Below are 13,938 nucleotides of genomic sequence, written 5' to 3' on the forward strand. Positions count from 1 at the left end.
GCGGTAAGGTCGCTCCATGGAATCCCATTGTCCATTTGTTAGTGCACAACCATTGCTTATTGCAGCGGAAAGGGAATCTATGGCAAGTGAGCTTCTAATGAGATCTGCACGGATTATTCTGAGTTCGCTGTTAATTGGATTTGCTCTGCCAATGGCAGAAGCCAGAGCTGACGTGCTCACATTCGATGAAGTGGTTTCAAGATCCCTTCTGGCTTCTTACGATGTGCGGCTGACAGAAGCTGATGTGAAGCTCAATAAAAATGACATTTTGCGCAAGAGAACTGACTACCTGCCAAACATAGTTGCTCACATGAACAGTGAGTACTTGCGGGATTTAACGAATGATCAGACTCAAGTTGCTGTCGTAAACAACACCATCATTCCCAACACTACTAGAAATCAGACATCGATAAATCTGGCCACCAGCTGGAATGTTATTGACTTTGGTGCTCGTTCAAAGGCCGTCCTTGCCGCAAAGGAACACCATATAGCCTCGCGCTTTGCAGTTGAACAGAGACGGCGAGATATAAAACTTGCTGTTATCGACAAATATACAGATGCCCTTATTGCATTTAAAAATGTGGGTAATAAGGCTCAAGTACTGGCATTGCGCCGAGGCGTATATGTTTGTAAGGCAAGGCTATTTGATGCCGGTAACGTCGCCAAGACCGAGGTCGCTGAAGCGGCATTAGCATCGGCAGACGCTCATACTGCCTTGATTCATGCTCAATACGACTATGTGGAAAAGCTCAAAGAGTTGAGTGAATACACTCACGATATCTACAACGTGGACTCCACCGAGGTTGCTGATTACAGTGATACAACGCCTCAAATCTTTGAGAAAATCGTGCTCGATAGAACACCCGATCACAAATTTTATGACCGAGAAATCGCCAGCAAGAGGGCAGAACTAAAGGCTCTTGACCGGCAGCGTTACCCGCAAATTGGCTTGTACAGCAACTTCTATATGTACGGCTTCAATCAGTACCGTTTCCTTCAGTCTTTCAAAGCTTTAAGACCGGTGACGATATCGTTTGGTTTGAGTGTCAATTACCCAGTCTTTGATCAGCTCAAGAATTATTCAGAGCGGCAACGCAAGAAAATTGAAATTGAGCGCTTGCTTATCGAGCGTGATAAGAAGCTCTGGGAGGTTGAGCAGTCTCACACCAAGACCACTCAGCTGGCTCAGATGCACGGCGTGGACGTAGAAAACAGAACACAGCTGATAGCTCAACATAATGTAAAAGCTGCCATTCTCGGTCGTCTGGCTGATAGAAATTTACTAGATCGCAGCCAGGAACTCTCTCAGAAAATCGAGATGGCGGAGCAGGAACTTGAACTGTTGAAGTCGAAAGTGCAGCTCCAGGCTCATGTTCGGAAGCTTCGGACCATGGCTGAAGGTTAATTGATGTCTAAAGAGTCTCAAGATGCAAATCACTCGTGCTCATCCCACGAACATCATGAGAAAGAGCCTGCCGGAAATCAGTGCAAGCCATCTGTTCAGACTGGTTTGATTTGTTTGCAGATAGTGGCTCAGGTAAGAAATATCAGTTTCGACGTGAGGGCACTATCGCGCGAATTTGCAGTGGGACCAAAAGAACTAGAAATTCATGATTTAATTAGGATAGCCAGGAGTGCTGGTCTTAAGGCCTCTGCTAAGCAGATAAAGGTCGCCAAAATTATTGAGAAATACCCTTTGCCAGTAATTTTTCAGACTGTTGAACAGCAATATGGTCTGATCTTATCTGCTGACAAGGTCAAGAAAGTGGCTTTAGTGCTCATGCCTGGGCAAATGAAGCCGACGGAAGTTAAGCAAGACGAGCTAAAAGGTCTTTGCCCCGGCAAGTTTATTGTGATTGGCCAAGCACTCTTGTCGCAGGAGGCTAGGTTTGGTTTTGGCTGGTTCTTCCAAGAAATAGTTAGGCACAGAAATGCTATCAACCAGGTAATGCTGGCATCGTTTTTTGTCCAGCTTTTTGGATTAGTGACGCCACTTTTCACTCAAGTAATTTTGGATAAAGTGATTGTACACAGGACTCTAACTACCCTTGATGTTATGGCCGTTGGCTTCTTGCTCGTTGGTGTTTTTGAGTTCGCACTAAATATGGTGCGCAATTATGTGTTTGTACATGCTGCAAACAAGATTGACGCAAAGTTGGGGGCAAAGCTATTTCGTCACCTCTTGCGCCTGCCATTTGCCTACTTCGAGACAAGGAAGGTCGGCAACATCGTAGCCAGGGTTCGAGAACTGGATACCATCAGGGAGTTCATTACTAACAAGTCGGTAACTCTCATCATCGACCTACTTTTCTCTTTCGTCTTTGTAATAATGATGCTTGTTTACAGCCCTCCTTTGACCGGCATTGTGCTGGCGGGAGTTGCCCTGGTTGGCACAATCTATGTCATTGTCACTCCGGAGCTGCGCAACAGGCTACAGAACAAGTTCATTATGGCATCAGAGTCCAGCTCCTATCTTGTTGAGTGTGTTACCGGCGTTCAGACTGTCAAATCTCTGGCTGTCGAGGGTGCTGTGCAGCGCAAGTGGGAGAATGCTCTTGGTAATTATCTGAAGGCGAGCTTCAAGCTGGCCAATATGGGCAATGTGGCCGGTGCTTTTTGTTCGCTCATTCAGCGCGGAATGACCATTGGGGTGCTGTATATGGGTGTGCGCCTGGTCATTGAGAACAAGCTCACCATTGGCCAACTAATAGCCTTTCAGATGTTTGCCGGTCAGTTTACCCAGCCGGTGCTCAGGCTGGTCAATTTATGGAATGACTTCCAACAAGCATTACTTGCCGTTGATCGTCTGGGTGACATATTGCACCATCCGCTGGAAGTACAGTCATCAAAGAGCATTACTCTGCCTGCGGTCCAGGGGGCCATTATTTTTAAGGGCATCTCCTTTGCCTATGGTCCATCAAGACCTAAGGTGCTCGATGACATCAGTTTGGAAATTGAGGCCGGTACGAGCATCGGCATCGTTGGCCGCAGCGGTAGCGGCAAGAGTACTGTAGCTAAGCTCATCCAGCGGCTCTATTTGCCAATTGACGGCTCACTCTTTATTGACAGTGTCGATACACGCCACATGGAGCCCTTGTGGCTGCGTTCTAACATCGGCGTGGTGCCACAAGAAAGCTTCTTGTTCAATAGTTCCATTCGAGACAATATCTGCGATCCCCTGCCTTCAGCCTCAATGGACATGATCATCGCTGCAGCCAAGGTGGCTGGAGCTCATGATTTTATTTCTGAGTTGCCAGAGGGCTACGATACTGTTGTTGGCGAACGTGGGGCGTCACTATCCGGCGGGCAGAAACAGAGAGTAGCCATTGCCCGCGCCCTTATTAGCAACCCCAAGATACTTATCTTTGATGAGGCCACTTCAGCCCTCGACTATGAGTCAGAGAGGATAATTCAAGAAAACCTCAATGAAATCAAAAAAGGTCGAACAACAATCATCATCGCCCACAGACTTTCTACAATTAGAAGCTGCGACCGGCTGATTGTCCTAGACAAAGGCAAGATTGTTGAGTCTGGTACTCACTCTGAACTAATTGAAAAAGACGGCTTGTATGCCAGTTTAAACAGACAACAAGCTGGCACAGCCGGTTTGGTTGCTGAAAAAGAGCAGCGACCAGTTAAGGCGGGTGCTGTCTGATGTTTAAATCTGATGATAGCAATGAGTTCAAGCCGGTCCTGTCAGAAATTGAAGACAGCCCCATTAGCCCGCTTTCTCAATGGACCTTTTGGCTTGTGATTTTGATATTTACATCCACGGTCATTTGGATGTGTCTAGGAGAGATAGACATAGTTGTTTCTTCTCTGGGGCGGGTAATGCCTGTTGGCGAGAGCAAAATAATTCAGCCACTAGACTCAGGCATCATCTCTAAAATCCTTGTGAGGGAGGGCGATTTAGTCAAGGTAGGGCAGCCCCTGGTGGAAATCGACCCATCGGCTACTCAGCCAGGGATAGAGTCCTTGTCAGCCGATATCGAACAAAGTGATCTTGAAATTGAAAGAATAAATGCTTGCATTGATGGCCGTGGGTTCGCGCCAGAGTCAAACAGCAAGCATGCTCACATCCTTGATACACAGTCACAACTTCACGCTTCAAGCCTGAGTAATCTATCGAGTCTTCTTGCTGCTAAAACTGCCGAGTTGTCAAAAACGGACGCTGAGATCAAAGAAACAGAGGCAGAAAAAGAGAAATATTCCACCCTGTTAAAAGCGAGTCTAACGAAAGAATATCGGCTCTCTGCCGTTCTTGATATTGTTGCTAGGACTGACTATGACAAGGTTCAAGACGAGATAACGACCTACAAAGGTGATATTGAGCAAGCAAATCACAAGCTGACGCAGCTTAGTCACAAGAAAACTCAGTTGAATGAAGAAGCCAATGAAATCAGGCACAAGTATCATGAGGACAACCTCAAAGAACTTGCAGATAAACACAGGCAGAGAGCCAAAATACAAGCTGATTTAAAAGAGCTTTCATTCAAAAATACCAAGCAACAAATTCGCTCCCCTATCAATGGTCACATCGATAGATTATTTGTGCACACCATTGGTGGTGTCGTCACACCAGCTGAGAAGCTAATGTCTATTGTTCCGTCAAATAGTCCAATCGTAGTAAAAGTGACAGTCTTGAACAAGGATATCGGGTTTGTTAAAAAGGACATGCCTGTCCAGATTAAGGTTGAGACTTTTGATTTTCAAAAGTATGGCATGTTTGAGGGCACGGTCAAACTAATCTCAAAAGACAGCTATGAAGACGAGAAACAAGGCATGGTCTTTGATGTCTACGTCCAGCCCACCACGCCATTCTTGATGATAGAAGGACTTAAGCAGCCTCTTGAGACCGGTATGACAGTGACTGCTGAAATAAAGGTCGGAAAAAGGCGCATTATTGAATTTATCATTTACCCATTGATGAAATATATGCACGAGGGCATGAGCGTCAGATAAAAGAGAAGTGGCAGTGATTAATCACCGCCACTTCTTAACTCTATGACCAGCTCTGGCAACAGTCTAGTTATGCCGCGTGCCAGACATTGGATACGATGGTCATGAGGTCTTGGTTGTTTCTGACGTCATTGACGCTAGTGATATCGACTTCAGTGTGGTCCTGGTCGAAGGCAACCATCTGTTGAATGAGCAAGTTAATGTCGGCTGAGCCAGCAAAATGACCATCGGCAAGCTCAAACTTCTCAATTTTCGAAGTGGTTGAAGCTTGGTCTGTGATTTTGATAACGTCACCGGCACCTTGACTCAAGTAGAGGTCGCTGCCTTGCATGTAGAAGGCAACATCTTGAGTTGTTATACCGGTACCGAAGCGAATGGTGTCCATGTGGTCAGAGACTCTTCCTTGGTCATTGACAGTATCAACACCGTCCCCCTGGGAGAAGAGATAAGTGTCGTTGCCATAGCCGCCGACTAGACTGTCGTCGCCTGTGCTACCAGAAAGAGTATCAACTCCGTTTTTCCCTTCCAGGTAGTCGTTGCCTGTTCCGCCAGTCAAGATATCGTTGCCAGTGTCTCCGTAGATGCTGTCATTGCCATCATCACCAGCAATTGTGTCGTTACCACCGGCACCGATAAGAATATCGTCACCAGCGCCGCCGTGGATGTCATCGCTGCCGACTCCGCCATCGATATGGTCGATTCCATCACCGCCGAGAAGAACGTCGTTGCCAGTGCCACCAGAGATTGTATCATCGCCGATGCCGCCGTCAATTGTGTCGATACCAGTTCCACCAGACAGAACGTCATTGCCAGCCATTCCATAGAGGGAGTCAGCGCCAGAACCACCGTCTAAATTGTCATCTCCATCACCACCATCGAGTATGTCGTTACCGCCACCTCCGGCCAGAGTGTCGTTGTCGTTTTCACCATAGAGGAAGTCGGCTCCAGCGCCACCATCGAGAGAATCAGCACCTGTGCCACCGTAGAGGTAATCATTGCCAGTCCCACCGACTATTGTGTCGTTTCCGCTTTCACCATATAGTGAATCGTTGCCAGCCCCGCCGTCTAGGGAATCGTTACCGTTCTCGCCATGCAACTCATCTAACCCATTGCCACCCAGCAGAACATCGTCGCCATCATCGCCATGTAGGAAGTCATTGCCGTCTCCGCCATCAAGAGCGTCCATGCCGTTGCCGCCGTACAAAGTATCAACACCAGCATCACCGAAGAGTTGGTCATTTCCATCCTGGCCATTCAGGGCGTCGTTGCCGTTGCCACCGTAAGCCAGGTCGTTTCCTCCCCCAGCATTGACTGTATCATTCCCATTAAGGGCATAGATTCTGTCATTACCACCTGTTCCTGTCAGGGTGTTGTTGGCGTTTGTGCCATAGATGTCTTGGCCAGGAGGTGTTGATACAAGAGTGACAATATCGGCGTAGCTGATATTGGAGCCATCAGAGAACTTAACCAATTCGATATGTCTACTGGAATCAGCGCTCAAGAAGCCTTGAACAAGAACACTCTCTGCTGATTGAGTGAAGCCAATCCGTAAGTCATCGCCTTGTGCCGTGAAAAGAACGTTTGGTCTAAGTGCGCCCAGTTCAATTGTGTCGTTACCACCACCGAGCACACCTGCTCCATCATCAATCGTGTCGACACCATCGCCGAGATTAAATACATAAGTGTCATCACCGATGCCGCCAGAAGCGAAGTCATTGCCTAGCCCACCAACAAGAACATCATTGCCGTCACCGCCATTTAGCGTGTCTGCTCCGACATATCCATTCAGGATATCGTTGCCGGTGCCGCCATTAAGTGTGTCATCACCGTCATCGCCATACAGAAAGTCATTGCCAGCGTCGCCGCTCAGAATATCGTCACCTAGGCCGCCTGAAAGGTCATCGTTGCCCAGTCCGGCAGAGATTGTGTCATTACCATCCCCGCCATTAATTTGGTCGCCAAATCGACTGCCTGTGAGTACGTCGTCACCAGCCGTTGACCGAGAAGCATTGGCGATTTGCTGAATTTCACCGCTGTCAACAAGGATAGAGCCATCGGCGTTGAAGAATGCACCGACGTTTTTTAGTCCAGCAGCGTCAAGCTGATTGACTAGAGTGACTGAATCGCCAGGAGCAAAGCCAAGGGTGAAATCGGAGCCAGAAGCTCTGACTGTTAACTGGTTGGCGTCTACTTGATCCAACAATTGAACAAAGTCACCGGCTCCATTGCTCACGCTCTGAGCATCTTCGATAATGGTAGTTATACCACTGCCAGCAGCAATATTGAACGCATCATTGCCTTTGCCAGAGTGGATAGTGTCGTTTGTACCGACTGTCATGGTTACATCACCACTACCAAGCAAGAAAGTATCAGCATCGCCGGTATGGGTGATGAATTCCTTCGCAGCGGAAAAGCTGCGATCAACTGTTGCATTCGACGAGCTGTCAGATACATTGACCCCACGCTGAATCAGGTCGTTGAAGGCAACGTGAGAGCCATTAGAGAAAGAGAAATCAGCCACAGACTTAGCCACAGCGGTAGCATCTAGCCCATCTTTTAGAGTCAAGACAGCCGTGCCCAAGCTATCGGTCAGAGTCAGGTCTTTGCCAACAGATGAAAGCGTGTACTCATCAACTGAGACAGCTCCAGATAGAACTACAGAATCGTAGCCATTTGTGCCAGCTCCGACGGTTTGTTCAAAGACTTGAACTCCAGAAACGCCACTAGCCACGGTAATCAGGGCATCACCTGCCCCGCCATGAATACTGCTGTTACTAGAAGCATTGATGAAGGCTGACCCCGTGCCACCGTAGATGGTGTTGTCACTTCCTGTATCGTAGACAGTGGTAGTGCCACCACCAAGAAGGATAGTGTCGAAATGTCCACTGTTATTGATTCTTTCGTTGACTGTAGAAGCACTTCTGTCGATAGTCACATTGTCGAGCGAGTTGTTAATCGCCATCACTGACATATCGAGAAGCTGCTGCACTGTAAACGATTGACCATCGGCGAATGTGAATGTATCCACCCTTCTCAAGCCAGAAAGGTCGCTCGTTTGACCTTCAATAATTATTTTGTCTCCCGTTCCAAGACTAATTTCAAGCGTAGTATCAGCCGTAAAGGAAGCGAAAATGTTAGCTTCGTCAATTCCAGCACCAAACACGATTGTGTCGTTGCCGTTGTTAAAGGCTCCACCTAAAGCACCAGCTTCCTGAATAAGCGTTGTGCCTGAGCCAGCCTTGACAGTAATAACATCAGTGCCAGAACTTGAAGCAATCGTTGTATTTGTGCCAACGATTATCGTGTTGTTGCCACGACCAGCATCAATTCTGTTGTGGTTGCCTCTGTCTTCGATAGCATCGTTGCCAGAGCCCTCGTAGATGAAGCCGTTGTCGCCAACAACGGTGGTGATTTCTTTCCATGTAGCAAAACGACGATCAATTGTCGGTCCGCCGAAGAATGGATCGGTAAAGGCAATTACATGAACACCCTGAGCGAGGACTTGATCTAGCGTCAAACTAGAACCATCGGCGAACGTGAATTTCTCAACATACTTTGGTGTAAACGCGTTAGGTGGAACTCCCAGTCTGGAAGCCAATGTGCTGCTGAGAATTACCTTCTCGCCAGTCGCCAGATCAATGTTTAAATCGTAGGCTGTAACCTGACCAGATGCTACTGGTGGAGCCCAGAAGTAAAGACCCGACGCACTAACGCCCTGTCCGAAGTTAATGGTATCAAAATCGCCCTGATGAAGTGGAGTGCCATATGGCTGAATCACCGTAGTGCCAGAACCCATTCCAATATTGAAGGTATCAAGGCCACCGCCTTCAGTTATACGAGCATCACGTCCCACGGTGACTCTGACATTGCCACCTGTGCCAGCGTCGCTAAATGCTGGTGATAGATAGAACTGATTACCAACGCCATGGTCGATAAAGTCGCTGTTTCCAGAGCCCACTAAAATAGAGTTGTTGCTTCCATTGATGGTTGTGATTTCTGCAAGCGGAGAGTAAATTCGCTGGAAGGTTTGGTTGTCGCCGGTAAAGGTTACATACAGTGGATTGTTTTGAATCTGTGCGAGGTTGAGAACACTACCATTAGCAAACTCAAATTCAGTCACGTGCTTGCTTGATGAGGAAGACACAATTGCATTTTCCATGAGGATTGTGTCAGTAGAGCCGTTGAAGTTAAGCCTGACATTCGTCAAAGCTGTGCCTTCAAGTGACATCTGGATATCACTAGCTAAAATCCCAGCTCCAAATACTATTCTGTCAGTGTGCGAGCGGCTGAGGTCGACAGCGCCACCACGAACAGTGAGTTCACCATCGCCCTGGTCAAAGAAGAACTTCCCGTTTCCTTGACCTTCGACAATCAATGTGGTGCCTGGGCCAAAATTCACCTCAGCATCAGCGCCAAGTACATCAATTTGCTCAATTGAAGTACCTGGTGAGCGGAGATAGACTCTATTGTTGCCAGCGCCCAGGTTGATTATGTTTTTACCGAAACGTCCACCTTCGACAAAGGTGTTTTCACCATTTGAATTGAGAACAGAAAGAGGGCCGTCCCCCATGTAGATGAAGTCGTTATTGCCATGGGCGGTTATTGTTTCATTAAAGGCAATTGAAGAGCGCACTATGGTGGCATTGTCGGCGAACGACTGAACGCCATTGCTGTATTGATCAATTATTGCCAGCAGTGATGGCGACGCCGCTGCAATTACGTTTCTAAAGCTTGATTCAAAGTCAGTATCTTCAGTAATGCCGAAGCCGTCCAACATTTTGACAAATTCTGTAGCTTTGAAACTCGCCAAACTGGGGTTTGTTTGTTCTAGTTCAAGCAGAGAAGTTGCTACCAAGGTTAAATCAAACCTTTCTGGAGAATCCTCCGTTGGGTTATAGGAACCATCAGCCAATAAGTCAGCCAAATCGCTAATAGGTCCAGTTGATACCATCTGTGCATACACATAATCTTTGATCAACTGAAAGGCTGAACTCAAATATTCACTCTGGAAAATACCGGGAGCACCATTGAGCGCACCAGCATAGGTCAAAGTCTGACCGTAAAAGCGTTCAACTGCGTTGTAGACCTGATTATCCATATGGAGACCAGGCAAGGTATGAGGCAAAGTATCTGAATCAGTCCATTTTAAAAGAATTTGCGTGAGTAAAGTATCTTGCTGCTCAACAGAAGTAGCTTGAGTAAACGCGGTCACAAGCCCAGTCAAAGCACCGGAGCTATCTAATTCCATTGCTTGCTGTAAATCTCTAACAGTTCCCAGTCCCCTGGCGGCTGGCAGAGCTTGTATGGCCGCAGAAACTTCTACAGACTCAGACGCCGAAGACAATAAGGTGTTATCTTTGAGTGCATAGTCAGCCAGAAATCCAGCTTGTCCGTTAGCCCAAGTAAAACTGCCGATAGCGAGTTGGGTATTTTGGTTGCTGTCTGTAGAACGAGCAGCCGTTGAACTCAAAGAGATTGAGGCTATTCCCAGCTCGCTAAGTGTTTCAAATGTCCCCTCCCCTTTCAGAACCCCGATTTGAAGATAAGCGGCGTCGAGAGAACTTATGAGACCATCGTGGTTTGAATCAAACTGACTTAGTGCTGCAAATCCATCAGACGCAGTTGAGCCATTAGCTAATTTCATGGAGGTTCCGAAAAGCTGACTACCGTCAACGATGTAACCATCTCCTCTGCTATCGATTGCTAGAAATCCGTCAGTGTCAGACACCCATGCTGTGTCATTTTCAAAACCGTTAGCACGGTTGTCAAACGTGAATCCAGCATCGATCGACACCGTTTGAATTCCATCACCATTTAAGTCAAGAATTATTGGGTCATACGCTGGAGCAGCAGCAGCACCGTTTGTTTGCGCGGCAATCTGGTCCGGCTTTTTTGGGCTTTTAAAGAATTTTTTACCGTTTCCTTCCGGGCAATCTTTCTTGTTTTTAAATTCGTCTGGCTTATGTGTACCGATAGCATCAAGAGCATCTCTAAGTTTGGAGGTCACATTGAAAAACAGACCGAGCACATCAAACGAATTTAGATTAGTTTGGACGGTAAGTGGTTGGTTTCCCTGGCCGTTAACGAAAGAACTTTCAATTATTGCACCTATGATATTTGGAACTAGTTCTTCCGTGTCTTCCGATTCTATCTTGACCCATTCACCACTTAATGATGGATACGACACCATATCTCTAACAAAGTCTCTTTCGGCTCCGATCAAAAAGCCGTGATCATATCTATCCTTTAAATAATTGAAATCGGCATTATATGCGTTCTTGAATTCAACAGTGTCGGTATAGTTTTTCTTTGAAAAGATTTGCCCTAACAAGTCATTTAGGGCATGTCCAAACTCGTGTATCGTTGCAAACCTGCTATTTATAAGCGCCCCAGGAGGAATTGGTACATCAAAGACTCTTCCAGCAATTCTAAAGTCTGGTTCATTCTGATCGCCTGGTTGTGTATCAGCGCATTCGTCTGTCTCCCCACCAGCTCGTTCACCTTCTTTATTTGGCGGAAGTAAATCAGTAAACTGAATTTTGTTGTAACCTGCCTTTTGCAATATCTGTCCGAGTTTCGGATTGAATCTCGCCAAATCGTTTATAGCGCTTTTCACGCCATAGGCGGCACTCATTTGGCTTACACTTTCGTCAGAGCCAGCTGAATACATACCAAGAGGTTCCAGTATGAAATTGTAATACAAACCTTTGTTAGAGTTGTTCGACATGCCAGATCTCCGTTACTTAGACCGATTTCCTAGTTTTTTCGGGTAATATCGAACTAGAGCGCTTCCCATCCTGAAGGGAAACCCCATAGTTATTACTTCTGGGCCTGGTCCAATCCATTTTCCAAGCCTGTTGATGTAACCCTTTCCGGAACACCAGTACGTGCCGTCCCAGTATGAGCGCTCTGGAATCAAACAAATGCCGTCATGGAATTGAACAAAGTCCGCGTTAAACTCTGGATTTGATGGATCCGAACCTCCAAAGGTAGGAGCAATTCGAAATGCTCCATGCTTATCTACGAAACCAATTTTGCCTTCACTTCCAGCCTTGGTGGGATAAGTTCTTACGGCCGCCAAGCCTTCTGAGAATGTGCCAGCAAATGCAAATTTTGCTGGTGCCAGAACCTTTCCATCCTTAGCAAGAAAACCATACAGCTTACCGCCAGACACTTGGAATGGTGCCAGACCTTCGCAAAATTTTCCGATATGCTTATAGGTGGGTTGTACCGTAATTCTTCCGCTTGAGAAAACTCCTACGAGATCTTTGGCATATAGAAGCCTCGCAGAGTCGACCAGAGGGCCAATAAGACTAAATTTCGGTTCAACTATCCATTGTCCGGCTCTATTGATGAGTCCCCATAACGGCATTTGATTCTTACCAGAAGAAAGTACAGAAACAGCGGCGTATTCGCCTTCAAAGGGTTTGCCAGAATAGAATTTCTCAGCAAATTGTTTGCCAGTTTTGTCTATGAAGGTCACTGACTTGTCGGGTTGCCCATTTCTTTCTGAAATTGGCAACCCGACTAGTGCAAAGCCATTTTGAAATGGTTTTGCGAATTCAAACTTTGGTTCAACTATCCAATTGCCGGAAGTATCTATGTAACCCCATTTACTATCTACACAGACAGCAAGGCGCCCCTCTGAAACCCCCTCTCTGAATTGACAATTGACCATTTTGGAATTAGGAAGATATTTTCCATCCAATCCTATAAATCCAACGGATTTTCCCATCCTCACTGCTGCCACATTATTATTGAATGGGCTGACCTGATCAAATTTCGCAGATAAAACATCTCCTGAACTGGTACAAAATGAGAATGTCGAGTTCTGTGCATCTGTAGACTTGATCTCGGTATCCAATTGAGCTTTGTTATGGTATTTCACTGGAATGCGAGCTTCAGTCATTATATTTACTATTTCAAGATCAGCCGCCTTAGGAATAATCTCTCCTCTCGGATTGATAAGCTTGCGCAAATTGGAGTCTAAAACTCTGGCTGCAATATTTCCACTTTCATCTATGCCAATCAGTCTATAGACAGGGATTGGCTTGATTTTGCCAGTGACATCCATCAATCCCCATTGGTCATATCGGCGCTGACACTCTTGGACATGATAATCCCTAATTTCGACCGTTTGGCCCAGTTTAGTATCAGCCTCAATCCATAGATCTTTTCTGGCAAAGCATGGAGCAGTCGAAAAATATAAAGCGATAATGAGAGCCAGAGACTTCATTTAGAAAGCTCGCCTCCTGGTAAGGTTGGGGCTGTTTGAAATCTCCAGTGATCACATTGGCGAATAAGGTGGTATTGGCTAAGCTCAACTGCGATTGTCGACCAAGTTTTCTTAGATTGCGGTTTGTTTCCAGCAAAGCAAGTTGTTGTTGCTAAGCTTAGTGCGGCAATAAGTACTAGGAGTTTCATCCACTAATTTCCGTTTTTTCAGAGCTAAGCAGCGTGCCAAACATTAGAGACAATGGTCATGAGGTCTTGGTTGTTTCTGACGTCATTGACGCTAGTGATATCGACTTCAGTGTGGTCCTGGTCGAAGGCAACCATCTGTTGAATGAGCAAGTTAATGTCGGCTGAGCCAGCAAAATGACCATCGGCAAGCTCAAACTTCTCAATTTTCGAAGTGGTTGAAGCTTGGTCTGTGATTTTGATAACGTCACCGGCACCTTGACTCAAGTAGAGGTCGCTGCCTTGCATGTAGAAGGCAACATCTTGAGTTGTTATACCGGTACCGAAGCGAATGGTGTCCATGTGGTCAGAGACTCTTCCTTGGTCATTGACAGTATCAACACCGTCCCCCTGGGAGAAGAGATAAGTGTCGTTGCCATAGCCGCCGACTAGACTGTCGTCGCCTGTGCTACCAGAAAGAGTATCAACTCCGTTTTTCCCTTCCAGGTAGTCGTTGCCTGTTCCGCCAGTCAAGATATCGTTGCCAGTGTCTCCGTAGATGCTGTCATTGCCATCATC

The 13,938-nt window shown here is 46.6% G+C and carries 6 protein-coding genes; 3 read left to right on the forward strand and 3 right to left on the reverse strand.

Annotated features, from left to right (window positions below):
* Positions 1-16: 16 nt before the first annotated feature.
* The 3 genes from WC815_21475 to WC815_21485 are packed head-to-tail and all read left to right on the forward strand — an operon-like array spanning position 17 to position 4,962.
* Positions 17-1,405 carry a TolC family protein gene (locus tag WC815_21475; protein MFA5911355.1) on the forward strand — a complete coding sequence of 463 codons (1,389 nt, stop codon included), beginning with the start codon at positions 17-19 and terminating at the stop codon, positions 1,403-1,405.
* Between the two features lie 3 nt (positions 1,406-1,408).
* Positions 1,409-3,655: a type I secretion system permease/ATPase gene (locus tag WC815_21480; GenBank protein MFA5911356.1), complete on the forward strand. Its 2,247-nt coding sequence runs from the start codon at positions 1,409-1,411 to the stop codon at positions 3,653-3,655.
* Positions 3,655-4,962 carry an HlyD family type I secretion periplasmic adaptor subunit gene (locus WC815_21485; GenBank protein ID MFA5911357.1) on the forward strand — a complete coding sequence of 436 codons (1,308 nt, stop codon included), beginning with the start codon at positions 3,655-3,657 and terminating at the stop codon, positions 4,960-4,962. The genes WC815_21480 and WC815_21485 overlap by 1 nt, the downstream gene beginning before the upstream one ends.
* Before the next feature lie 67 nt (positions 4,963-5,029).
* On the opposite strand, the gene WC815_21490 is transcribed toward WC815_21485, so the two are convergent.
* The 3 genes from WC815_21490 to WC815_21500 all read right to left on the reverse strand — a co-directional run.
* Entirely contained in the window at positions 5,030-11,686 is a 6,657-nt protein-coding gene (locus WC815_21490; protein ID MFA5911358.1) for a calcium-binding protein, read from the reverse strand.
* Positions 11,687-11,698: 12 nt separating this feature from the next.
* Positions 11,699-13,195, reverse strand: coding sequence for a WG repeat-containing protein (locus WC815_21495; GenBank protein MFA5911359.1), 1,497 nt, complete (start codon positions 13,193-13,195; stop codon positions 11,699-11,701).
* A 212-nt stretch (positions 13,196-13,407) separates the two neighbouring features.
* A partial coding sequence (locus tag WC815_21500; GenBank protein MFA5911360.1) for a hypothetical protein occupies positions 13,408-13,938 on the reverse strand: 531 nt, incomplete at its 5' end.

It is taken from the genome of Vicinamibacterales bacterium, from assembly GCA_041659285.1.
Taxonomy (GTDB): Bacteria; Acidobacteriota; Vicinamibacteria; order Vicinamibacterales; family UBA2999; genus 12-FULL-67-14b.